The 24,583-nt window shown below is 56.7% G+C and carries 20 protein-coding genes and 1 pseudogene; 12 read left to right on the forward strand and 9 right to left on the reverse strand.

Annotated elements, in window-relative coordinates:
- Positions 1–214: 214 nt before the first annotated feature.
- Positions 215–1,567, reverse strand: coding sequence for a mechanosensitive ion channel family protein (locus ACZ1HJ_RS07110; RefSeq protein WP_472721614.1), 1,353 nt, complete (start codon positions 1,565–1,567; stop codon positions 215–217).
- 96 nt (positions 1,568–1,663) lie between these two features.
- Between ACZ1HJ_RS07110 and ACZ1HJ_RS07115 the strand changes: the two genes are divergently transcribed.
- Positions 1,664–2,602: a histone deacetylase family protein gene (locus ACZ1HJ_RS07115; protein WP_472721615.1), complete on the forward strand. Its 939-nt coding sequence runs from the start codon at positions 1,664–1,666 to the stop codon at positions 2,600–2,602.
- A 4-nt stretch (positions 2,603–2,606) separates the two neighbouring features.
- Here ACZ1HJ_RS07115 and ACZ1HJ_RS07120 read toward each other — a convergent pair whose 3' ends face one another.
- The gene (locus tag ACZ1HJ_RS07120) at positions 2,607–3,536 is read right to left on the reverse strand and encodes a LysR substrate-binding domain-containing protein (RefSeq protein WP_472721616.1); all 930 of its coding nucleotides are present in this window, start codon (positions 3,534–3,536) and stop codon (positions 2,607–2,609) included.
- 218 nt (positions 3,537–3,754) lie between these two features.
- Between ACZ1HJ_RS07120 and ACZ1HJ_RS07125 the strand changes: the two genes are divergently transcribed.
- The 8 genes and pseudogenes from ACZ1HJ_RS07125 (at position 3,755) to ACZ1HJ_RS07160 (ending at position 14,765) form a co-directional block, all read left to right on the forward strand.
- On the forward strand, positions 3,755–4,687 hold the full coding sequence (locus ACZ1HJ_RS07125; RefSeq protein WP_472722173.1) for an ABC transporter substrate-binding protein: 933 nt from the start codon (positions 3,755–3,757) through the stop codon (positions 4,685–4,687).
- Between the two features lie 161 nt (positions 4,688–4,848).
- On the forward strand, positions 4,849–5,877 hold the full coding sequence (locus ACZ1HJ_RS07130) for a quaternary amine ABC transporter ATP-binding protein (protein WP_472721617.1): 1,029 nt from the start codon (positions 4,849–4,851) through the stop codon (positions 5,875–5,877).
- A gap of 1 nt (position 5,878) precedes the next feature.
- Positions 5,879–7,852: an ABC transporter permease gene (locus tag ACZ1HJ_RS07135; RefSeq protein WP_472721618.1), complete on the forward strand. Its 1,974-nt coding sequence runs from the start codon at positions 5,879–5,881 to the stop codon at positions 7,850–7,852.
- Positions 7,849–8,235 carry a cupin domain-containing protein gene (locus ACZ1HJ_RS07140; protein ID WP_472721619.1) on the forward strand — a complete coding sequence of 129 codons (387 nt, stop codon included), beginning with the start codon at positions 7,849–7,851 and terminating at the stop codon, positions 8,233–8,235. Before ACZ1HJ_RS07135 ends, ACZ1HJ_RS07140 begins: the two co-directional genes overlap by 4 nt.
- Positions 8,232–10,627, forward strand: a pseudogene (locus ACZ1HJ_RS07145) (DUF1989 domain-containing protein). The gene ACZ1HJ_RS07140 and the pseudogene ACZ1HJ_RS07145 overlap by 4 nt, the downstream one beginning before the upstream one ends.
- Positions 10,628–10,704: 77 nt before the next feature.
- Positions 10,705–11,877: an MFS transporter gene (locus ACZ1HJ_RS07150; protein ID WP_472721620.1), complete on the forward strand. Its 1,173-nt coding sequence runs from the start codon at positions 10,705–10,707 to the stop codon at positions 11,875–11,877.
- Positions 11,878–11,950: 73 nt separating this feature from the next.
- Positions 11,951–12,973, forward strand: coding sequence for an aspartate-semialdehyde dehydrogenase (locus ACZ1HJ_RS07155; RefSeq protein ID WP_472721621.1), 1,023 nt, complete (start codon positions 11,951–11,953; stop codon positions 12,971–12,973).
- Positions 12,974–13,142: 169 nt separating this feature from the next.
- Positions 13,143–14,765, forward strand: coding sequence for a DUF4139 domain-containing protein (locus ACZ1HJ_RS07160; protein ID WP_472721622.1), 1,623 nt, complete (start codon positions 13,143–13,145; stop codon positions 14,763–14,765).
- 22 nt (positions 14,766–14,787) lie between these two features.
- On the opposite strand, the gene ACZ1HJ_RS07165 is transcribed toward ACZ1HJ_RS07160, so the two are convergent.
- From ACZ1HJ_RS07165 to ACZ1HJ_RS07190, 6 genes are all read right to left on the reverse strand, one after another.
- The gene (locus ACZ1HJ_RS07165; protein WP_472721623.1) at positions 14,788–15,927 is read right to left on the reverse strand and encodes a saccharopine dehydrogenase family protein; all 1,140 of its coding nucleotides are present in this window, start codon (positions 15,925–15,927) and stop codon (positions 14,788–14,790) included.
- A gap of 3 nt (positions 15,928–15,930) precedes the next feature.
- Positions 15,931–16,986 carry a saccharopine dehydrogenase gene (locus ACZ1HJ_RS07170; RefSeq protein ID WP_472721624.1) on the reverse strand — a complete coding sequence of 352 codons (1,056 nt, stop codon included), beginning with the start codon at positions 16,984–16,986 and terminating at the stop codon, positions 15,931–15,933.
- An 11-nt stretch (positions 16,987–16,997) separates the two neighbouring features.
- Positions 16,998–17,615, reverse strand: a complete 618-nt coding sequence (locus ACZ1HJ_RS07175) for a glutathione S-transferase family protein (RefSeq protein WP_472721625.1) — start codon at positions 17,613–17,615, stop codon at positions 16,998–17,000.
- A 21-nt stretch (positions 17,616–17,636) separates the two neighbouring features.
- Positions 17,637–18,287, reverse strand: a complete 651-nt coding sequence (locus ACZ1HJ_RS07180) for a histidine phosphatase family protein (protein WP_472721626.1) — start codon at positions 18,285–18,287, stop codon at positions 17,637–17,639.
- 63 nt (positions 18,288–18,350) lie between these two features.
- A complete protein-coding gene (locus ACZ1HJ_RS07185; RefSeq protein ID WP_472721627.1) occupies positions 18,351–18,965 on the reverse strand; it encodes a cysteine hydrolase family protein in 615 nt (204 codons plus the stop codon).
- Between the two features lie 98 nt (positions 18,966–19,063).
- Positions 19,064–19,372, reverse strand: coding sequence for a hypothetical protein (locus ACZ1HJ_RS07190; RefSeq protein ID WP_472721628.1), 309 nt, complete (start codon positions 19,370–19,372; stop codon positions 19,064–19,066).
- Positions 19,373–19,723: 351 nt separating this feature from the next.
- Between ACZ1HJ_RS07190 and fdhF the strand changes: the two genes are divergently transcribed.
- Positions 19,724–22,489 carry a formate dehydrogenase subunit alpha gene (gene fdhF, locus ACZ1HJ_RS07195; protein WP_472721629.1) on the forward strand — a complete coding sequence of 922 codons (2,766 nt, stop codon included), beginning with the start codon at positions 19,724–19,726 and terminating at the stop codon, positions 22,487–22,489.
- A gap of 78 nt (positions 22,490–22,567) precedes the next feature.
- On the opposite strand, the gene ACZ1HJ_RS07200 is transcribed toward fdhF, so the two are convergent.
- A complete protein-coding gene (locus ACZ1HJ_RS07200; protein WP_472721630.1) occupies positions 22,568–22,849 on the reverse strand; it encodes a DUF1330 domain-containing protein in 282 nt (93 codons plus the stop codon).
- A gap of 112 nt (positions 22,850–22,961) precedes the next feature.
- Here ACZ1HJ_RS07200 and ACZ1HJ_RS07205 point away from each other — a divergent pair, with 112 nt between their 5' ends.
- Together ACZ1HJ_RS07205 and ACZ1HJ_RS07210 are read left to right on the forward strand one after the other, a co-directional pair.
- Entirely contained in the window at positions 22,962–23,834 is an 873-nt protein-coding gene (locus ACZ1HJ_RS07205) for a LysR family transcriptional regulator (protein ID WP_472721631.1), read from the forward strand.
- A 191-nt stretch (positions 23,835–24,025) separates the two neighbouring features.
- Entirely contained in the window at positions 24,026–24,547 is a 522-nt protein-coding gene (locus ACZ1HJ_RS07210) for a J domain-containing protein (RefSeq protein WP_472721632.1), read from the forward strand.
- The last annotated feature ends 36 nt before the right edge of the window (positions 24,548–24,583 follow it).

The raw sequence follows: 24,583 nt of genomic DNA on the forward strand, positions 1-24,583 counted from the left end.
AAAGACAGGACATTGTCCTCCTCTCTGGCGCATCGTCAAAACCCCGATGCCGGGCGTACGTTTAAAGTAGCAATCGTTTTACGAAGTTTCAATGAAACGGTGCGCGCGGTGCCATCAGTCGTCACAATTGTGCTCGAATACCACCAAGTTGCAATATTTCGTGACGATTTGAATGTTTTGGGTCCCGGGCACAAAGCTCGAAAGGCGCGTCAGATCAAGAGGTTTGTGCATCCGGCTCTGATTTCGGCTCAGATGTCTCCTCATCTTCCAAAAGGCGCACTTCGCGCTGCGGGAACGGAATTGAGATATCGTGCTCCTGAAACGCGTCCCAAAGCGCAAGATACACGTTGCCGCGGATATTTGTCAGGCCACCGGTCGGATCGGAAATCCAGAACCGCAGGATGTAATCCACGCTGCTGTCGCCAAATCCGACGATGTGACAGACCGGCGCTTTGAAACTCAGCACCCGTTCCACGTCCTGCGAGGCCTGGATCGCCAGTTTGCGCACGAGATGCGGATCGCAGCCATATGCCGTCCCAAAATAGATATCGAGGCGCACAAAGTCATTGGAATGAGACCAGTTGACCACCTGACCCGTGATCAGGTCTTCGTTGGGGATCAGGTATTCGCGCCCGTCCCGTGTGACAACGGACACGTATCGCGCGCCCAGAGAATTGATCCAGCCAAAAGTTTCCCCAAGTGAAATCACGTCTCCGGGCTTGATCGACTTGTCCATCAGGATGATGACACCGGACACCAGGTTGGACACGACTTTTTGCAGGCCAAAACCAAGACCCACACCGATGGCACCAGACAGAACAGCAAGACCGGTCAGGTCTACGCCAACCGCGCGAAGCCCAATGAAAAACGCCGCACCATAGAGCAAGACCTGCAGGAACTTGACCGCAAGGACCTGCATGGACGGTGATATGTCCTTGTTCGATTTGATCTGTGCGGTTGTCGTTCGCGACAGAAAACGCGCCAGAATAAAGAGCGAGGTGATGACCACCAGCGCCTGCAAAACAAGCCAGAGCGAGAACCGTGTTTCGCCGACGGTAACCGCGGCACTGTCTAGAAGGCCCTGAGCCTCGGACGTTAAACCCAAAATGATCAGGGTGGCCCAGATCCACCCGCCATAGCGGATAACGGCACGCATCAACCCATTCGAGATCAACCGCGTAAGCAGGGCAATCAGCAGCCATGCGGTGGCCAGACTGGCCACGACTCCAAGGATGTAAGACCGGCTCGGCCACGTAAATTCGCGCATAGCCCAAACGACCGGCCAGATCAGGATGACAAACGCAATTAGCTCGAGGCGCCTTTGCAGAACCACGGCCATCCGCATGCGCCATTTCGGCCAACCCTCACGCGACCTCAGCCATTCACGGATGCGCGGGGCACAGATTTTGGCCAGACAATAGGCCAGAAAATAAGTGCCAACCGCGATGCCGATCTGATAGGCGTTCCAGGGGCGCATTAACCCATCGAGGAAACTATGCCCGTAGCTCAGCATAACTTCTAGAAATGCTTGCGCTTCCTGTGCGATCTCGACCGGTTCTTGTTCCATGCGGTCACATTGGCACGGGCCAGCGGGCGCAACAAGCCCGCCTGGACACTTGCCACGCGCTGACGTTTCTTGGCACCGGAAAAGGGAGGATCTCGCATGGCAACGGCACTGGTCACACACCCGAGTTGTTTGGAGCATGAAAACCCGCCGGGCCACCCCGAACAGGTGGCGCGTCTGGAGCGTATCTTGCAGGCTTTGGAGGGCAAAACGCTTGAAAAGATTAAAGCGCCGCTTGTCGCCGAGGACGATCTGCTTTTGGTGCATCCGCGCGAGTATGTGGAAATGGTGCGCGATGCCTCCCCATCCACGGGCTGGGTGCAATTGGACGGCGATACATTCATGTCGCCGGGTTCGCTTGAGGCGGCGCACCGGGCTGCGGGCGGTGCGGTGCGGGCGGTTGATCTGGTCATGGCGGGGGATGTCAGCAACGCGTTTGTGGCGTGCAGGCCGCCAGGACACCACGCAGAAACATCAACGGCCATGGGATTTTGCTTTTTTGGCAATGTCGCCATTGCTGCAAAACATGCGCTTTCACATCACGGGCTGGATCGGGTGGCGATCATCGATTTCGATGTGCACCACGGCAACGGTACGCAAGATCTGGTCGAAAGTGATGCACGCATTCTCTTCTGTTCAACGCATCAGTCGCCGCTCTTCCCGGGCACAGGGCACGCCCATGAAACCGGCGTGGACAACAATGTCCTGAACGTACCATTGCCCGATGGCACCGGCAGCGCGAAGTTTCGCGAGGTGATGGAGAATGTGGTTGTGCCCGCCGTTGATGCCTTCAAACCGAACCTGATTTTGGTGTCAGCCGGTTTTGACGCACATGCCGCTGATCCGCTTGCGGGAATGCGCCTGACGGACGAAGACTACGTTTGGGTGACGGATCAAATCTGTGATCTGGCCGATACGCATTGCGACGGCAGATGCGTGACCAGCCTGGAAGGTGGTTACGATCTTGATGCGTTGGCATCCAGTGTCGCCGCCCACGTGGACACATTGATCCGGCGGGGAAGCAAAAAACTCACGTGACGGCTCATTCAGCGGCGAAACGTTTGCGCGACGCACTCTCCTGCAGCAGCCAGTTTGACACGACCTCGCTGGCAGCAGGTTGTTTTGCGCCGTGACGCGTCAAAAGGTAGTAGCCCGAATTCGTTCGCACGTAGTCTGACCCCATCGGCCGGATCAGATTGCCCTTTTGCAGGTGGTGGTCCACCAGATGGCCCCAGCCCAACGCAACACCAAGACCGTCGACAGCGGCCTGAATGGCCAAGGGGTAGGTGTTCACAAAGGTCGAATGGCGTACCTTGTCCGGATCAAGCCCCTTTTGCGCCAGCCAGGTTTTCCAATTCAGCCACTCAGTATGGTTATTGTTGATCTCGATCAGCGCGTGATCCAGCAAGTCTGACGTGTTGGGGATGTTGACGTGGTTTTCCAGATAGCTTGGGGCGCAGACAGGAAACACCGTTTCGCCAAAAAGCAACCGCGCATCAAAGCCGGGCCAGTTGCCATCGCCGCGCAGAATGGACAGATCAAAGTCTTTGGTCAGACATTCGGAATCAAGATCACTGGACATCAGCGAAATTGTAATGCTGCGATTGGCTTTTCGGAACTTGTGTAACCGCGGCATCAACCACAACGAAGATACCGAATTCGTTGCGGACATACGCACCGTGGTCGGGGCCTGGTCTGTCATCATTTCCTGAGATGTCCGCGCGATCGAATTCAATGCGGGCGTGATCCCGTTCAACAATTTTCGCCCCGGTTCCGTCAATCGCACAGATCGATGCCCGCGCACAAAAAGTGCACAATCGAAATGCTCCTCCAGAAGTTTCATCTTGCGGCTGATGGCGGTTTCGCTGACGTTCAATTCCTTTGCCGTGGCCGCAAAACTTTCAAGTTCTGCGGCGATCTGAAAGGTCACGAGGTAATCCAGCCGCGGCAGTGCGGCGCGATTTTGCAACATTGGCGATGGCCCCGTCGTTACAGGCACTGACTTTGGCTGACCAACATTAGTGCGGTTCGTATTGTTTGCCAAACTTTTTGTTGGGCAAAGCAAAACCTTTTTAGATTCACACATTCAAAAAAACTGGGCCATACTGAAAATTCTAAAACCAGGCGTTCGCACGGAATGGACGCCACATAGAACGCTAATGGGGAGTTAGTATGAAAACCAAAATCCTTATGACGGCATCTGCACTGGCGCTGGCCACAGCAACCGCATCCTACGCTGCGGACAGTTCGGACCCGATTGTTATTCCTATTCACAACTGGTCCAGCCAAATTGTGATGAGCAATGTTGTTGGTCAAATTCTTGAAGCCAACGGCAACAATGTTGAATTCGTGACAACAGACAGCCAAGCGGTTTACGAGTCGATCCGCTTGGGCGACGTGACCTTGGAGCTTGAAGTTTGGGAAGGTGCCTTTGGTGCGTCCTTCCGTGCCGCTCTGGAAAAAGGCGGTATTGTTGACGTGGGTGACCATGACGCCGTCACACGCGAAGACTGGTGGTACCCTATGTGGACCAAGGACGCATGCCCTGGTCTGCCAGACTGGAAAGCACTGAACGATTGTGCCGAGCTTTTCGCTACAGCTGAAACAGGCGGCAAAGGTCGTTACCTGGACGGTCCGGTTGACTGGCTGAAGCATGGTAAGGAGCGTGTTGAAGCGCTGGGCATGGACTTCGTTGTGATCAACGCGGGTTCGGCTGCGGCACTGTGGGCTGAAATCGGTGCGGCTGAAGCCGACAAGAAGCCGGTTGTTGTGTTCAACTGGACACCTAACTTCGCCGAAGCCGTATGGCCCGGTGAGTTTGTGGAATTCCCAGCATGGGAAGACGGATGTGACAAAGACCCAGCCGTTGGTCCAAACCCTGACGCGCTTTATGACTGCGGCAACCCTGCTACGGGCTACCTGAAGAAGGCAGCCTGGGATGGTATGGAAGCCAAATGGCCAAGTGCGTATGGCATTCTGGAAAAAATCTCGTTCACCAACCCGCAAATCGCGGAAATGGCCAAAAAGGTCGACATTGATGAACTGGAGCCAGAAGAAGCTGCAGAAGTCTGGCTGGAAGAAAACCCAGACGTCTGGAAGGGCTGGCTGAGCTCGGGCAGCTAAGTCTGTCAGGCAGAGATAGAGATCTGCCCACCAACAACGACTGGTGGGCAGGTTTGCTACCTAAGTCACAAGAGCCCGTCCGACCCTTTTGAGCGGGCGGGATTTTTTTACCTCGTGGCGATTTTTCCCGAGCAACAAAATTACAGCAAGGACACCTCGTAATGACCGACTCCGCACCAGTAATTTCCTGCAAGAATGTCTGGAAGCTTTTCGGCGCTAATCCCCAAGAATACTTGGCAAAGATGACGCCCGGACGCAGCTTCGATGAGATTCGCGAGGATGGCTATATTGCCGGTGTAAAAGATGTTTCGGTTGATGTCGGGCGTGGTGAAATGCTGGTGATCATGGGCCTATCAGGCTCAGGCAAATCCACACTTGTACGATGCTTTTCGAGGCTGCACGACATTACGGGCGGCACCATCGAAGTTGATGGCGAAAACATCATGGACATGGATGAAAACGCTTTGATCGAGATGCGCCGCAGCAAGATGGGTATGGTGTTCCAGTCTTTTGGTCTGCTGCCGCACCGAACCGTTCTCGACAACGTGGCCTTTCCGCTGGAAATGCGCGGACAGGACAAGCATGACCGGCGCGAGCGCGCACTAGAGGTCATCAAACTCGTGGGCCTTGAGGGCCGCGAAGAATACTTCCCGCGTGAGCTCAGCGGCGGTCAGCAACAGCGCGTGGGTATTGCCCGCAGCCTCGCGATTGAGCCGGATATCTGGTTCCTCGACGAGCCGTTTTCGGCACTTGATCCGCTCATTCGCCGCGAAATGCAGGATGAATTTCTGCGTCTTCAAGAAATGCTCGGCAAAACGATTGTCTTCATCACGCACGATTTCGACGAAGCCCTGCGCCTTGCGGATCGGATTGCCATCATGAAGGATGGCGCGGTTGAGCAATGCGACACACCCGACCAGATCGTGTTGAACCCGCAAACACCCTACGTCAAGAAATTCACCGAAGAGATCGAAAAATCACGCGTGGTGCATGCCCGCGTTCTGGCCAACCCGGTCAATGGGGCGACACCAGAAGGTGAGCCTGTGCGCGCCGGACATACGATTTTGCAACTGGCCCGCCAGTTGGTGAACGACCCGCGTGAAGAATTGCCTGTCGCCAACAAAAATGGTGAATTGATCGGGATCATGAACCGTCAGGAAGCGTTGGACGTTCTCCTGGGGAAAGGGTGACATGGTCGACTTAGCCGCAAAACTGGAACATGAACCCGCCGGATTGAGCAAGACGAGGATCTTGCAGATTTTGATTGGCGTCGCGGTGCTTTTGATTGCGGCGCGCCCTGTTCTGCCAGAATTCCTTGTCCGGCTGCCGGAGGCGTGGATACCGCCGCTTGCGGATTGGCTGGATGCGATTTTCGGCTTTTTGATCGATGATCTCAAACTGACCGTTCTGACCCGTTGGTTTGCGGAAGGGCCGCTTGATTTCATGCTGGGCCTCACCGCAAACCTGTTGGAAGGCAAGCACCGTTGGCCCTTCATCGGCCCCGTGCCGTGGTCCTGCGTGGCGGCGGTTGCGGCGGTGATCGGCTATTACCTGGGCGGATGGAAGTTTGCTTTGCTAGGCGGCGGAACGTTCGTTTGGACCGCGATGGTGGGCCAATGGGAAATTGCCATGCAGACGCTTTCGGTGTTGGCTGTTGCGGCGCCCATGGCGTTTGGTATCGGTCTGGTCCTTGGTATCGCCGCGTGGAAATGGGACGCCTTTGAGAAGGCGATCAAGCCGATTCTGGCCATCCTTCAGACAATCCCGTTCTTTACCTACCTCCTTCCGGCGGTGATTTTCTTCAAGGTGGGGCCTACGGCGGGCGCCATTGCGACAACCATCTATGCCATCCCGCCGATGGTTCTGATGACATCCCTCGGCCTGCGTAAAGTGTCCCCTGAGATCGTGGAAGCGGGCAAGATGTCCGGCTCGACACGCTGGCAGATGCTCTCCAAGGTCTACATTCCCTCGGCCCGCACAGAGATCCTTGTGGGGGTGAACCAGGTGATCATGCTCTGTCTGGCCATGGTGGTTCTGACTGCCTTCATCGGCATGCCCGGACTGGGCGGCAAACTTCTGGCCATGATGAACAGCTTCAAACTGGGTCGTTCGTTCGAAATCGGCGTGACGATCGTATTGGTTGCTGTCATGCTGGATCGCTTTTCCAAAGCCTGGGTTGTCAAACTGCCCGAGCACCATGAGCGCGGCACATCTTGGTTCGTACGCCACAAATACCTTGTGACGGCTGTCGCCGCCTTTGTCGGCTTTCTTCTGATTGCGCAAGTTGTGGGCATTCTGAATGAAGTTGGTCGCCGTCAATCCCTGTCGATGGGCAAGGAAATGGACCAGATCATCAAGGGATTTCTGGCGATTGATGCCGTGCAATGGATCACGGGCAAAATGCGGTATGTCCTGAACGTCTGGGTGCTGATCCCATTCCGGAACGCGCTGTTATACATTCCGACACCTGCCTTCATCCTGTTGGTCGTTGCCTTTGCCTATTGGCTGGGTGGCAAGCGCCCCGCCATTTTTGCGGCGATCTTCTTTTCGATTGTGGCGTTCAGCGGATGGTGGGATCGTTCGGTAATCACGCTCTATTCCGTGATCTCCGCTGTGATTCTGTCGATGTTCATCGGCATCCCGCTTGGTATCTTTGCATCGCGCAGCGAAAAGTGGTCAAACCGCATCCTGCTTCTCTGCGATACGGCCCAGACCTTCCCGAGCTTCATCTACCTCTTGCCGGCAATCATGCTCTTTGGCGTTTCGGACGTGACCGTTGTGCTCTCAATCGTGATTTTCACAACGGTACCGCTCACACGCTATACAATCGAAGGCTTGCGCACCGTGCCGTCGGAAATGACCGAAGCTGCGGACATGGCTGGCGCAACTAAGCGGCAGAAGCTCACATCCGTGCAGTTGCCACTCGCGTTGCCGACGATGGCTGTTGGCTTCAATCAGGCGATTATGTTCGCGTTTTTCATGGTCATCATCGCGGCCTTTATCGGCACGCAGGACTTGGGTCAGGAACTTCAGCGGACCCTCGCGGGCACCGATTTGGGCAAGAACTTTGTCTTGGGGATGAACGTTGCACTGATGGCGCTGACTTTTGATCTGACGATCATGAGTTGGGCGCAAAGACGCAAAGAGGCATTGGGGTTAGCATGATGGCACATCTGGACGAACAACGTACAATCGCCGCGTTCAACAGAGACGTATTCGAGCCGATGATGCTGGACGGCAAACCGCTCGAAGGAAGCTGGTGGCACAACATATCCTTTGATGCGTCCACTGGTATCGGCAGCTATCTGATGATCATGGCGCCGGGTGCAAAATCCAACCCGCACCGTCACAACGGCCCGGAAGAGTTTTACATGGTCGAAGGTGATTTGGTGGATTGTGACGGGACCACCTATCACGCAGGCGATTTCATATCGCTTCAGGGCGGTTCCGCCCATGAAAGCCATTCGCCATCGGGATGCAAAATCATCGTGACGCATCGCGGTAGCGTCGACAACATTTCCAAAGCTGAATTGGAAAATGCCTCATGAATGTAACACCCGTCTTCCAGACCCCGTATGAACGCGCCGGTGTGGTTACGCCGGGTTTGCCGATATTACCGCATGGTACAGAAAGACACCCCATTCCGGGGGTGGGTCGCGTGCCGTCCCGGTCTACAAGGGTGACGAAATTTCGGTGCTGGACCGTGAGGGGTTGCAGCCCGGAGAACTGGTTTTCTTCACCCCGGACGGACGCTCAGACGCGGCCATGCTGGGCGCAACTGTGACGGGCAGGCCAGACGGTGTGATCTCGGTTCTGAGCAACGGATCGCGATCCGGTGCAAAAGTTGCCAAGGCCTTGGAGGCGGCCGGGTTTGATCTGTCCAAGGGGCAGGCAATCCGGATCTTTGCCGAAGGTTCGCATCCGGGCGACATGGCGACCTTTGCCGCCGGATGTGACGGGTTGCTGATCGTGGCCGCACCCGGTGGCCCGATGCATCCGGGTGAGCAGAACGCACCAAGCGAATTGATCCTCTATATCCGCCGAGCCAATCCCGGCACGGCCAAGGGAGAGCATGACGTACCGGACCCGCTGGCCGACCCGCTGGTTGACATCAACATTCAGCCCGGCAACGCGAAGAGTTATGAAGTCAAAAAGGGCGAGTTCATCCAGATTCTGGATATTCAGGGCCGCGAATGCTCGGACTTTCAGGCGTTTTCGACCCGGGCGCTCGACAAGGGTCTTGAGCGTGAAATCGACCCGACGACAACCCGGGCGTTGATGGGCAATCTTTATCCCGCACCCGGCATTTTCTCGAAGTACTGGTCGTCGGATCAAGAACCGCTTGTCGAGATCATTCAGGACACTTGCGGGCGGCATGACACATTCGGTCTGGCCTGCACGGCGCGCTACTATGACGATCTGGGCTATCCGGGCCACCTGAATTGCTCGGACAATATGAATGCCGATCTGGCGCAATACGGTGTGCGGCCGCGCGGCGGCTGGCCCGCGATCAATTTCTTTTTCAATACCATGCTGGATGACACAAACGCCATCGGGATGGACGATCCGTGGTCACGCCCGGGGGACTATGTCCTGCTGCAAGCGCTGACCGATCTGGTCTGTATCTCGACCGGGTGTCCGTGTGACGTGGATCCGGCAAATGGGTGGAACCCCACGGACATTCAGGTGCGCACCTATGGTGCAACAGAGGATTTCAGCCGCTCGGTCGGCTACAGAAAATCGGCGGAGGCGGATTTGGAAGAAACAAAGCAGACAGGTTTTCACGAGTGTTTTGCCCGTCACACACGGGACTTCGTGGAGTACGCAGGATATTGGTTGCCCAACCAGATGTCGAATCACGGGGCGATTGCGGAGTACTGGGCGTGCCGCGAAAAGGCAGCGATCATGGATTTGTCGCCGCTGCGGAAATATGAGGTCACAGGACCCGATGCAGAAGAACTGCTGCAAAGTTGCCTGACGCGTAACGTCAAGAAACTAGCCGTGGGGCAACTGGTCTATACGGCCATGTGCTACGAACATGGCGGCATGATTGATGACGGTACGTTGTTCCGATTGACCGACACCAATTTCCGCTGGATCGGCGGCAATGATACCTCAGGGCTTTGGTTGCAGGAGCAGGCGCAGAAATCAGGCCTGAACGTGTGGGTCCGCAATTCGACGGATCAACTGCACAACGTGGCCATTCAAGGCCCGCTCAGCCGCGATATCCTGAAGGAAGTGCTGTGGACCGCGCCGACCAACCCCACGGTTGAAGAGCTGGGCATGTTCCGGTTTTGTGTGGCCCGGTTGGGCGATGTCAGCGGAACACCCGTTGTGTTGGGGCGCGCGGGATATTCCGGTGAACTGGGCTATGAGGTTTTCTGTCACCCCAAGGATGCGGTCGAGGTGTTCGACGCAATTTGGAAAGTTGGCGAACCGATGGGGTTGACGCCTTTTGGTTTGGCCGCCCTGGATATGGTGCGGATCGAGGCGGGGCTGATCTTTGCAGGATCAGAATTCGATGATCAGACAGACCCATGGGAAGCAGGTATTGGTTTCACGGTGCCGCTCAAGTCAAAGAATGATGACTTCATCGGTCGTGCGGCCCTCGAAGAGCGCAAGGCACATCCACATCGTAAACTCGTTGGGCTTGAGGTCGAGGGCGGTATCGTCGCGTCGCCCGGTGACTGTTTGCGTATTGGTAAAGCGCAGGTTGGCGAAGTCACCAGTGCGGTGAAATCCCCGATCCTGGGCAAGAACATCGCCTTGGCGCGCATTTCGGTGTCGCACGCGGAACCGGGTACGGAGATTGAGATTGGACAGCTGGATGGACAGCAAAAACGCCTCAAGGCGCGTGTTGTTACCTACCCGCATTTCGACCCGACCAAGGCGCGCGTAAAAGGCGACTACAGCCAACCATTGGCCGCCGCAGCGGAATAACATAGCGGCGCACGTTGCCATTCTGTGGTTGCCGTGCCACGCAGGGCGCAATGAAGTTCTCCCGGGAGATGTTGCTCATGCGCGCCGGTCTTATCCTCCTTTGCTTGGCCTATGTACTCAGCCAGTTTTTCCGCGCCTTTCTGGCGGTGCTGAGCGGCGTCTTGGCACAGGATATCGGCACGACTGCGGATGACCTGGCCTTCGCATCGGGTCTTTGGTTTCTTTCATTTGCGGCAATGCAAATACCTGTAGGATGGGCTCTTGACCGCATTGGCCCACGGCGCACTGCCTGGGTTTTGTTGTTGCTCGGCGGGGCCGGTGGTGCCGCCGTTTTTGCGCTGGCGAACTCGGCTTTCCATATCAACATAGCCATGCTCCTGATCGGCGTCGGGTGCTCGCCGGTCCTGATGGCCTCTTACTACATCTTTGCGCGGCAATTCCCGGCGGCGCAGTTTGCGACATTGGCCGCCCTGATGCTGGGCGTAGGATCCATTGGCAATCTGGTGGCGTCCTATCCAATGGCATGGGCGGCCGAGACCATGGGATGGCGTGCGGCTCTCTGGGTCTTGGCAGGTGTATCGGGCGTGGTCGCACTCGGTATTGCTTTGACAGTCCGTGATCCGGAACCGGTTGAGGGGGATGCAAAGGGCTCCGTTCTGGATTTGTTGAAAATGCCAGCCCTCTGGCCAATTTTTCCATTGATGTTTGTCGCCTATGCCCCCTCCGCAGCGGTACGGGGCTTATGGATTGGGCCGTACCTGACCGACATTTTCAACCTTGAGACCGGGCAGGTCGGACAGGCCACATTGGTGATGGGGCTGGCGATGATCGCAGGCACACTTTGCTATGGCCCGCTGGACCGGGTCTTCAAAACGCATAAATGGGTCGTATTCACCGGCAACATGCTATGCGCCGTGACCACGCTGCTCTTGGCGTTTTTCATCAGCAACAATGTGGCCATCTCCGTGGCACTATGCGCGGCGCTTGGCTTTTTCGGGGCGTCGTTTCCAGTGATCATTGCCCACGCCCGCAGCTTCTTTCCAGCGCACCTAGCAGGCAGGGGGGTGACACTTCTGAACCTCTTTGGGATTGGAGGTGTGGGTGCCATGCAGTTTATCTCTGGTCCTCTGCACACCGGGGCGTTGGCCGCTGGTCCGCAGTCTGCCTATGTGACGCTTTTCGCCTTCTTCGGACTTTCACTGCTTGTTGGCACGCTGATCTATCTCTTCAGCCGCGACAGCACCAACTGACGCACCCCCTTTCCACTCCGGCGCTAAGGGAGTAAGAGGCCGCAGCCAACCCTCTAACTCTGGAGAAAATCAAATGGGGTACAAGGTCGTCGTCATCGGCGCCACAGGTAATGTGGGCCGCGAAATGCTGAACATTCTGGCCGAGCGCCAGTTCCCGGTGGATGAAATCACCGCACTTGCCTCGCGTCGGTCGCTGGGCACGGAAGTGACGTTTGGTGACACGACGCTCAAGACCAAGGACCTTGATGTTTTTGATTTCACGGGCTGGGATATTGCGCTGTTTGCTGTGGGATCCGAGGCAACCAAGGTCTATGCCCCAAAAGCAGCGGCGGCGGGATGTATCGTGATCGATAACTCCTCACTGTACCGCTACGATCCGGACGTGCCGCTTGTGGTGCCGGAAGTGAACCCGGACGCTGTGCTGGGATATGCCAACAAAAACATCATCGCGAACCCTAACTGCTCGACGGCACAAATGGTTGTGGCGCTCAAACCGCTGCATGATCGGGCGACGATCAAGCGCGTTGTCGTCAGCACGTACCAATCCGTATCAGGGGCGGGCAAAGACGGGATTGATGAGCTTTGGGATCAGACCAAATCCATCTACAATCCGACCGATGACAAACCGGCCAAGAAATTCACCAAGCAGATCGCGTTCAACGTGATCCCGCATATCGACGTCTTCATGGATGACGGCTCGACCAAGGAAGAATGGAAGATGGTTGCTGAGACGAAAAAGATCGTCGACCCGGCCATCAAGGTCACAGCGACCTGTGTCCGTGTGCCTGTGTTTGTGGGCCATTCCGAGGCCGTCAACATCGAGTTCGAAGAGTTTCTGGACGAAGATGAAGCACGCGATATCCTGCGTGAAGCGCCGGGGGTTATGGTCATCGATAAACGCGAAGACGGTGGCTATGTGACGCCTGTCGAATGCGTCGGTGATTTCGCGACGTTCATCAGCCGCATCCGTCAGGACAGCACCATCGAAAACGGCCTGAACCTGTGGTGTGTGTCTGACAACCTGCGTAAAGGTGCTGCGTTAAATGCCATCCAAATCGCCGAAACACTGGGAACACGGGTTCTCAAAAAAGGCTGATTTTGCAGATGCTTATGTAACGAAAGTGGCGGCGTTTAGCGGCCCCTTTTTTATGGCTGGTTTCCGCGCATCCTGCCTGTTTTTTCACCGATCCGGCGGCTTGCCCCTTGTATTTCGCGCAAATGAGGCCCCACCTTATGGGCATCTGAGTATCTCAAGGAGTTCCCTGATGCGTGCTTTGCCAATGGTTCTGGCCTTTTTCCCGACATTCGTTTTTGCAGAAGATATTGCTCTGACCAGCGATGTGACCGCGGTCACGATGTATCCACGTGGCGCAACTGTTACGCGCGTCATTCCATTTGAAGCTACCGCGGGACAGCATGACTTGATCCTGACCGACCTGCCGCAATCAACGCCGCTGGATTCTGTTCGTGTTGCCGTCGATGGCGCGGTGCTGGGAAGTTTGACGGTACGGAACAGTTTTGTGCCTCCGCGGAATGACCAAAACGATGCCGCGTTCGAGGCTGCCGAGGCCGAAGTCGAACGGCTTGAGGCCGCGTTGCGCGATGGTCTGGCCGGAGTGGAACGGATCAAACTGGAAAGCCAGGCTGCGGAAGCCCGTGTGCTTTTCCTGCGCCAATTGGGCGAAGGTGAGGGCGTGGCGGAGATGGACGTATCGTCGCTGCGCGAATTGGTTGGCATGATTGGCGAAGAAACACTGGCGGCTCAGCAGGCGGCGCTGGATGCGCGGCTGCGCGCGGATGAGGCCAAGCGCAATCTGAAAGACCTTCAGGAAGAGCTGGAAAAAGCACGACAGGCCCTTCAGGCGCTTGTTCCCGAAGAAGAAGCGCGCGCGATGCTGGCCGTGGCGGTTTCGTCCGAACAGGAAATGCAAGGCACGCTGACTGTGACCTATAATATCTGGGATGCGCAATGGCGCCCGGTCTACGACGTGAAACTGGACCGTGACGCGGGTCAGTTGGACATTGAGCGTGGTGCATTGGTGGCGCAGGGAACGGGTGAAAACTGGCAAGATGTAGAGCTTACCCTTTCAACGGTGCGCCCGTCCGAACAAACATCACCGGGCCAGATCTGGCCATGGCAGCGCTGGATCGAAGATCCGGCGGACCTGCGTCAAAAACAATTGGAACGGGTGCAAACCTATTCCGATGAGGCCGTCATGGGCGCCTTGGCAGAACCGGTTATGGAGGCCGAAGCCGCGGATGCCGTATTCGATGGTTTGGCGGTGACCTATTCCTACCCGAGTGCGGTTTCTATCGCCTCGCGGGCGGATAATATCCGCATCTCGCTTGGGTCTTTGGGCACATCCGCTGAAACAATCGCTCAGGCGGTTCCGCTAAGCGACACAAATGCATTTTTGATGGCTGAATTCACCAATGACATGGGCGAACTGATCCTGCCGGGATCGGCGATGTTCTATCTCGACGGGCGTTTCATCGGCAAACAACAGCTTGAAATGATCCCGGCGGGCGCGGAGGCAGATTTGGCCTTTGGTCCGATTGATGGCATCCGCCTGACCCGCACTGTTCTGGACCGGAATGCCGGTGATCGGGGCATCATCACCAAATCCAATGAGTTTTCAGAACAGGTTCAAATCAAAGTGGAAAACCTGACAGGCGAGGCATGGCCCCTGCGCGTTCTGGATCGCATTCCGTTTTCGGAACAAGAAGACCTCGAGATCAGCTGGCGCGCACAACCCAACGCGTCTGATGAAAACGTAGAAGGGCAGCGCGGCATTCTTGCGTGGGAATTCGACCTTGATGCGGGCAGCAACCAACTGATCAAGTTGGATCACGCACTGGAATGGCCAGAGGGCAAAGTGCTCCGCTAGAAATCCCGCATGAGCGGCCGTATTACAGGTGGTCCACCACTTGCAAATGCTGCGCCAGCGTGTCGATTTCGCCAAGGAAGCGGCTGACCAGTTTTGGATCTGATGGCGCCGGGGTTACACCGGCAGGGATTTCGCGGTTCATCACTGCCTCGACGGCCATTGCCACCGGGATCGAAACCAAGCGGGCCATTGCGGTGCCGCGGGCGTCACCCCAGGCATCCATCACAAAGGTCTTGTGCCACACGGGCACGCCTTCCTTTTCGGCCTTCAGCGCCACGCAGAGAACTACCCTGTCCGGCTCATCTTCGTCATACGCGTTTTCGGCCCAGAATTGATCGGACATCTCCTTGAGGCGCGCATCCCCGGTTGGCCCTTCCAGCGTTTCGATTTCTTCAAACACGTCTTTCCATGCGTCAGTCCAGCCATTCAGGCGCAATGTCCCGCGGACGAATTCCTTCACGCGCCAATAGGGTTCGAACTGATAGTCTTCCATGAACGGCAAGCTGTCCCGGTTGGGATAGACTTCAAAACTCTCCGGGCTGGGCAGCGGAGCGATATAGCTGCTGATCGCATCCCATGGGCGGTTCACATTCAATTCAGCGTAGTTGCGAATCGAACGGGATGGGGACCGTAACGCTTTGAGCACCCCCAAGGGCGACCAGCTAAACTTGTAGCGAAACGGGTTGGGATGTTTCGGAATGCCGCCGCAATAGGAAATGAAAGACAGGTCATTTTCCGCGTCAAAGGCTGGCGAAGCGCGATAATCGGCGATCAATTGATGCGCCATCAGGTGATCGATGCCCGGGTCCAGGCCCACCTCATTGACGCAGGACACGCCGCGCAACAGAGCCTTGGCGTGCAGCTCGCGCATTTCGGGTGCGATGTAGGAGGAGCTGACAAAATGCGCGCCCTTGTTGATGCACATTTCCGCCAAAGGGACATGCCAATCACCGGGCAACATCGATACCACAATATCGCCTGCCTGTACCTCGGCGGCCAAGGTATCGGCGTCAAATTGCATGATCCGTTTCGTCAAATCTCCGACGGCACTTTCTGCCTTATCGAGGGTCCTGTTCCATACGGTGACTTCGTGGCCCGTTTCGATCAGCCTACGCAGACCCGGAATGGCCGAAAGCCCTGTACCGCACCAATGGATTGTCATCGATTAAATCCCCTTCATCGCCGCGTCAAACGTGGCCTTTGCCCTGGCCCAAACGCCACTGTGCAGAGTGTCCAAGCATTGCAGCGAGGGCAAGAGCTGTTCAGCAAAATCTATCGAGGATTCGACCGGCAAAAGCGAGGGCAGATTATCAATCGCCATCACATCAAGGGGCGGGTGATCACAGACGCGGAACGCCGGGGCGTCCCAGCTTGTGGCGTCTGAATATAGAGGGACGGGGTTGTAGTCACTGTCGGGATCGCAGGCGACATCACCGATAACACTAAGCTTCCGCGGCGCATTTACGGCCTCCTTTGGAACGAAAACCGGGGTGCCGGGGCGCGCAAAGATGCAATTGATGAAAAGATCATGGGTCAGAATTTCCGGGAACGGTCCACCATGGGCAGTTTCATCCATGTCCCACTGCGTGGGAGTGATGCCAAGGGCGGTGCACAGATCGGATGCGCCTGTCCCCACGCGCCCCAATGCGCCGATGACGATGGCCGTGGGTCGTGGCATCTGTGTTGCATCCAGATCGCGCGCCAGATCTGCCAAAAGCACATCTTTGTTTGCGTATGTCGACACGGCTGGGCAAATCGCACCGTGTTGCTGTGCAGCCCAGCATTTCAATGAGATCGCGGCGCCTGCGTACCCCGCCCAATAGCCAAACGCGGCGACGCGGCGGCCTGTCTCATCCACCAGATACTCCAGATCGTAAAGTGTGCCGCCCCCGGCTTTAAATCGTTCGAGCAGCGCCCGCCCGGAATGCTGGCCCTTGAACGCGTGTCCAAAGAGAATGTGTTTGTGCAGGAGCGGTGTGCCGTCCTCCGGCAATTCCTTGACCCCGAAGATAATCGCGTCACGTGGCGCCTCGGGCCAGCTGTTTTCCGGCGCAATGGCGCAGCCGGCGGCGCGGTAGCCATCGATTGGTATCGCGCGCACATGGCTTTCCTCGACAGTCACCGAGATGCCCTTGGCCATCAAAACGGCGGCCCCGTCCGGTGTGAGGGCCACGCGTTCCTCATTGGGGCGCTGTTCTGCTCGAACCCAAAGATGTGTCATGGTCTGATTTCCTATCCAAAGAGCCCAGCATCATGGGTGCGCTGAACGGATGGCCTCGCCCGCATCGCCGCACGAAACGCTTCTAGTTTCGGGAATGCCTCGAGCGAGACGCCATCGCCCTCCAGCCAACTGGCAATGGCATAAAGATAGGGGTCAGCGATTGAGAATGTGTCGCCTATCACAAAGGGCCCGCGCAGGGCGTGGTCGCATATATAAGTGCAACTTTCGGTCATGGTTTGCGGGACCTTTGCCGTCATGTCGGCCAGCGCGCTTGGGTCATCGGCCCAACGGTGGCCGCGCATTTTATGGGCATGATTTACGTGCATCGTGGAGGCCAGATAGAACATGACGGCGCGCATATGGGCGGCCTGCCACGGATCGTCGGGCACCAGGCCGGCATCCGGTGTGATGTCCGCGATGTATTCCAGGATGGCACCGGTTTCTGTCAGGATACCATCGTCGGTGATCAATGCAGGTACACGACCTTTCGGGTTGACGGCGTGGTATTCGGGTTTGGTCTGGTCGCCGCTGGCGAAGTCCAGGCGGATCAGTTCGGCATCTATCCCGGCCTCAAAAAGGGCGATGACAGACGCGGTCGAGATCGTGTTCGGTGCGCAATAGAGTTTCATAAATCAGCTCCTGTGGCGTGGTCAGACAAAAGTACGCGCATGGGCGCGCTCGGGCGCATCCAGATGCGGCGTGGCATTGAACGTTCCCAACATGAGCTGATCATGCACGTAGTGCAGCCGATGCATGGAAGAGTTCATGATCTGCAACATGATCCGCGAGGTGGCTGCGCTGTCTAGGGCCAGAATGTGTCGCACGATAACGCCAATCACGCCGCCCGATGTCACCAGCAAGATGCGACCATGCGCGCCGCAAAGCTCGTCAATCAGCTCCGAAATGCGGGCGGAGAAATTTGCAAATCTTTCGGGAATATCCTCCAGCAGGTCGCGATGCCAATGGTCCATCAACACGGGCAAATGGTGCACGTAATCGCGGACAGTTTGGGGGGCGGGCCTGTCGTATTGCGCTTCCAAAGCGGCAGCCATGGGGAAATACTGCAATTCGTTCAATCGCTTATCTTGCGTGATCTGATCATATCCCATGGCCCGCGCGGTATCGGCCTGGCGTGTCAGTGTCCCGGTAAGAACCTGATCAAAATGTGGATTTGTGTCGCGCAGATGTGCGCTCAGCCACATTGCCTGTTGGCGCCCCAGTTCGGACAAACGGTCATAACTGGCCTCGTCCTTGGCATCAGAATTGGCCTGTCCGTGGCGGACAAGAATGATCTCGGTCATAGGGGTTTGGCCTGTGTGATGAATATCTTTGTCGCGCAGTTTAACGCGGGCAGGTATTGGGTGCTACCCGGCCTGTGCCCGCATTGCAGCCTCGACGTCGGTTAACGATCGACACGCACCCGATTGCAGATATTCCATTGCCTTGAGCGACGCTTCATGTGCCTCAAGGCTCGACCCGGCAACGCAATCCTCGATCACGCGGCAGAAGTAATCTGATTGGTGCCCGTCCACGAAAGTGTAGTGCACGCAAACATCTGTCAGACCGCCACACAGCAAGAGTGTATCCACCTTTAGCCCCTTGAGCAGAATTTCGAAATCAGTTCCAAAAAACGCCGAGTAGCGGCGTTTACGGATCAGGTAGTCGGTGGGTCGAAAATCAACCTCTGGCGCGCGGATTTCGGTTTGCGGATTGCCTTCAACGCAATGAACATCCTCCATCCCATCCAGCTCACGACCAAAATCCACATGATCCGGACGGTGGACTTCCTGGATAAAAATAACCGGGATATTGCAGGTCCTTGCTGTTGCAATCGCCTGACCTGCGCGGGCCATGTATTCGTCGAAACGGGGCATCGTAGGGATGGGCTGATCGCGGTCTTCAGCAAAAAGATCGCCTTGGATATCAATCACGATCAGTGCGGCGCGGCCTTCAATAAGGTCGCGGACGGTGGCAGACATTGCACAATTCTCCTCTCACGCGTGAACTGGCGGAAGCCTAGGCGTCTGGCCCGGCCTGAGAAAGTACAATGTGATTGCGCTTGCGATTTATCGTCGGATCAGGCCGTTTCGAATTCGCGCTCAATCACGCGAAGTTCGGCCTCCAACTCGGCTTCTTCTGCCGCCGACAGTCCCGAATGCCCGCGCAATGCGGGCGGATCCACAAACACGTTCTCGCGTGCGCCGTCGCCGTCAAAGTACCGGACAACCTGTTCAAAAGCGCGGCGCGAAAGCCTTTTGCTTGCGTGATCATCACTGACATCCGGCCCGGTTTTCAGGCTGACATGTTCCACCAGGTGACTGCGCAGGTTTTGCGCCGTGGGTGTTTCGGTTTCGATCGAGAATTCAACCAGAACAAGACCATTCATCACGTTCCCGCGTTCTGGCATCCATTTTTGTAAAATGTGGGTGTTTTGGCATTGGATTAGCATTCATGTGCTCCTTTGCCTGCGCGCCCCCACCCAGTTCCCGCAGAGCTTGTATAAATCAACCTAAAGAAGATTGACTTGATTCGCTAGAGCGCATTGAATCTACTTGCGAAAATCGGCCAATGGCCTGTTGAAGCTGCAAATCGTCTGGCGAACAAAGACGGTTCTCGCGGGCTAAAATCAGGTCTCGAATTGCCGGTCTTGGCGTAAAACTGTTGGGAGGTGTCGGGATTGGCGGACTCCCATTTACCAGAGCATGTTCTAAACTGGCGCGAACGAGGAGTTTTGCTCATGTCCGACACGGTCAAATTCACGCTGGATGGCAAGGAAGTCGAAGCCGAAGCGGGTCAAACGATCTGGGAAGTTGCCCATGGTCGCGGATTGGTCATTCCGCATCTGTGCCATAAGCCTGCACCGGGATACCGGCCCGACGGAAACTGCCGCGCGTGTATGGTCGAGGTCGAAGGCGAGCGCACCCTGATCGCGTCCTGCATTCGCGAGGCTGTGGACGGCATGGTTGTTACCACAAATTCTGCGCGAGCCGAGAACGCGCGCAAAATGGTTGTTGAAATGCTTTTGGCGGATCAGCCCGAGCGTGATCAGTCACATGACAAGTCCAGCCATCTGTGGGACATGGCCGATGCCAATGGGATCGATGCCAGCCGGTTTCCGAAGCTGGAAGAAGGGCGCATTCCGCTGTTGGACGACAGCCACGTGGCAATGAGCGTCAATCTGGATGCCTGCATTCAGTGCGGGCTTTGCGTGCGCGCCTGCCGCGAGGTTCAGGTCAACGACGTGATTGGCATGGCGGGCCGTGGGCACGATGCCTATCCAACCTTTGATTTCGCTGACCCGATGGGCGCCAGTACCTGTGTGGCCTGTGGCGAGTGCGTGCAGGCCTGCCCGACGGGTGCCTTGATGCCATCGAGTGTGGTCGATGAGGCGCAGGTGGGTGACCGCAACGATTACGAAAGCGAGGTCGAAAGCGTCTGCGCCTTCTGCGGTGTTGGTTGCCAGATCAGCATCAAAGTCAAGGACGGCAAGGTCAAATATGTCGAAGGCATCAACGGGCCGGCCAACGAAGGGCGCCTGTGTGTGAAGGGCCGGTTTGGATATGACTATATCCACCATAACCATCGTCTGACCAAGCCGCTGATCCGCCGTGAAGACGCGCCGGCAAAGGGCCTCAACGTCAACCCGGACAACTGGCAGGAATTTTTCCGCGAAGCGAGCTGGGATGAAGCGTTGGACTTTGCCGCTGGCGGCCTCAAGGGCCGGGGCCGCGAAGTGGCGGGTTTTGGCAGTGCCAAATGCACCAACGAAGAGGCGTATCTGTTCCAGAAGTTCATCCGACAGGGCTTTGGCCACAACAACGTGGATCACTGCACGCGGCTTTGCCATGCATCATCGGTTGCGGCGCTGATTGAAAACGTGGGCTCCGGCGCCGTGACAGCCACGTTCAACGAAATTGAAAACGCCGATGTGGCGATTGCGATTGGGTGTAACCCCGTTGAAAACCATCCTGTGGCGGCGACCTATTTCAAACAGTTTACCAAACGCGGCGGTAAGCTCATCGTGATGGATCCGCGCGGCGTTGGATTGCGCCGATTTGCCAGCCATATGCTGCAATTCCGCCCCGGTGCAGATGTCAGCATGCTCAACGCAATCATGCACACGATTGTCGAGGAAGAGCTGTACGATCAGCAGTATATCGAGGCCTATACCGAGAACTGGGAGGCGGAAAAGGCGCATCTGGCCGATTTCAGCCCCGAGAAGATGGAAGACATTTGCGGTATCCCGGCCGAAACGCTGCGCGCGGTGGCGCGTGAGTTTGCCACGGCCAAATCAGGCATGATTTTCTGGGGCATGGGCGTGTCGCAACATATCCACGGCACGGATAATTCCCGTTGCCTGATCAGCCTTGCTCTGATGTGTGGCCATGTGGGCCGTCCGGGGACCGGATTGCACCCGCTGCGCGGGCAGAACAACGTGCAAGGCGCGTCCGATGCGGGCCTCATCCCGATGTTCCTGCCGGATTACCAGACCGTCACAGACGATGGCGTTCGATCAGCCTTTACCGATGTCTGGGGCACGGGTGATTTTTCGAACGAAAAGGGCCTGACCGTGACCGAGATTATGGATGCGGTCCATGCGGGTGACATCAAGGCGATGTATGTGTTGGGCGAAAACCCGGCCATGTCGGACCCGGATGTGGAACATGCCCGCGATGCGTTGGCCAAGCTCGATCATCTGGTGGTGCAGGATATTTTCATCACCGAAACGGCGAACTATGCCGATGTGATCCTGCCGGCCTCGGCGCTTTATGAAAAATCAGGGACCGTGTCGAACACCAACCGTCAGGTGCAGATGCTGCGCCCGGCTGTGATCCCTCCGGGAGAGGCCAAAGAGGACTGGCAGATCGAAGTCGAACTGGCCAAACGCTGTGGTCTGGACTGGAATTACGCCCATCCATCAGAGGTTTTTGCCGAGATGGCGATCAACATGCGCTCGCTCGACAACATTACATGGGAGCGGTTGGAGAATACTGCGGTGACCTACCCCAGCCTCAGCCCAGAAGATCCGGGTCAGGCTGTGGTATTTGGTGATGGGTTCCCGCGCCCTGATGGGCGCGCGCGGTTCACACCGGCCAATGTGATTGCGCCGGATGACACGCCAGATGCAGAATACCCAATGATTCTGACCACCGGGCGGCAGTTGGAACATTGGCATACAGGATCAATGACGCGCCGCGCGACGGTGCTGGATGCGGTCGAGCCAGAAGCCAATTGCTCCATGCACCCCAGCACCTTGCGCAAACTGGGTGTCGAGCCTGGCGGGCATGTTCGCCTGACCACCAAGCGTGGCAGTATCGAGATCATGGCGCGTGCTGACCGGGCCATCGCGCCTGATATGGTGTTCCTGCCCTTTGCCTATGTGGAGGCGGCGGCCAATATCCTGACCAATCCCGCCGTGGATCCATATGGTAAAATCCCGGAATTCAAATTCTCGGCCGTCAAGGTCGAACCTGCAGATCAGGATGCTGTAGCGGCTGAATAGAACGCTAGTGGACACCCAAAAAACAAAGCGCCAGGTGGGGAAACCTGACGCTTTGCCGGGGGTGTTGATTGGCCGGGGTTAGCCGAGCAACACGATGTCCGATTTCCCGGCGCCACGGCGCAGCGCATGAATATCGGCCAATTCCGGGTCTTTGATCCAACCGAGCGCGCTATCCCGATTTTCGAAGGCCAAGATAGCGGCGGCGTTGGGCATGTCGGGATTGCCGTCAAGGGCGACCAACTCTCCGCTCCCTTGCAGCACTTGTCCGCCATGTTTTTCCAGCGCCTCCACGGCTTTTTCGCGGTAGGCAGCAAAGCTGTCGGGGTTCGAGATCGTCAGTTGAGCGTAGGCGTATACCATATTGATGTCCTCTTCTGTCAGGTGTCCGTGAGTGCGACATCTGGAAAATAGGAACTGTGGAAACCAGCGAAAACGCGTGTAATTGCATGCAAGATATGCAAAAACGCATGGCATGGGTGCGCAGTGGGATGATCTGAAAACAGTAATGCATCTGGTGCGGGGCCGGTCATTGGCCGTCGCGGCGGAGTCTCTGGGCGTGAACTACACAACTGTCGCTCGCCGGGTCGCGCGTGCCGAAAAGGCATTGGGTGTCTTGTTGTTCGAGCGATTGGCGGACGGATACAGACCCACGGCGGCAGGTATGATAGTGGCCCGTAATGCCGCCGAAATGGAGGTGCAGGAATTCGACCTGTTGAGAAGTTTGGGTGGACAGGAAACCCGTCTTGAAGGCCCATTGGTGGTCACTGCACCGCAGCTTTTGATCACGACATGTCTTTACCCGGTGCTCGATTCATTCTGCACCAAACACCCGGATGTCGAATTGCAGGTGCGTGCCGGAACCGAGATGCTGGACCTCACCCGCCGGGAAGCGGATTTAGCTATTCGCATCAGCAACGATCCCGGCGACACTTTGAAGGGCATGCGTCTGGCACGCCAAGACACGGCCAGTTTTGCCGACCGTACGTGGGCGGAACGCATCGACGCTGACCCCCATGGGCAGATTGATTGGGTTGTCTATTCGCAGCTTGGAACCGTACCAAAAGCGGCGTTGAAACGGTTTCCCAATGCCCGGGTCAAGATGATGTTTGACGATATGGCCCCGATGGTTGCCGCGGCTCAGGCCGGTCTGGGAGTGGTGCGAATGCCAATGTTTCTGGGGCGTACAACACCCGGCTTGGTACAGGTGCCGATCCTGCCACCGCAGTCCTATGTCGATATATGGGTCGTGGCCCATCGCGATGTCTGGCCCTCTGCCAAGGTGGCGGCATTTCGAGAGTGTCTGGTGCCGTATTTCCGATCAATCCGCAGTCAGTTCGTGGCATAACGATGCTGCGTAGAATTCTGGTCGAAACGTGCCCCCCATATTTTCAACGTGACATCTGCCAATCGCTTGCAAAAGAAGCAGTGTTCCGGTCCGCCTGCGTTAACCAAAAACAAATGTAAACGTATTCGTTTAAAGTTTTCCATAATACAAAGAGATAACTTTAATCATATCCTTTGTTTGTTGGAGCGAACATGGCGGCCACACCACAACATGCAGCGCGCGTCCTGGGCCTATCTCTGGAAGCAAGCTTGGCTGACGTTCGGAACGTACGGCGCAAGATGGCGCGTAAGTACCACCCGGATTGTTGCCACGATCAAGATCGCTCAACGCGCCACATGGCTCGTATCAATGCGGCCGCTGATACATTGACCGCTTACCTGAAGAACAAGCCCGTGCCTGAACCAAGGGCAGCAAAACGGACTTCGCATTTCTCTGGGGCAAAACACAGCCGTCCTGCTTCGGCGCCTTCTGGTGCGTCTCACCGGAATGCGGAGGCGAAGGGGTCCGAAACCAGCTCGACCAAGCCAAGGCATCAGACATCGACGGGTAGCGCGGTCAAGACAGTGAAACAACCCAAGGTCGCCTCTGCGGCCGAGCGCGCTTTGAGCCGGTTGGCCTCCGAGTCATATTCAAGCACCCTGGCACGGATCAGCACGATCGAAGCCGGGCCAACAATTGATGTGAGAGTGCTGAATTTCAGTGGCGCGCACTAAATGCCAATCTTAATCGCAAGGCGTTTGATTGGTGCG

This window comes from Roseovarius sp. JB2-10 (genome assembly GCF_055693585.1).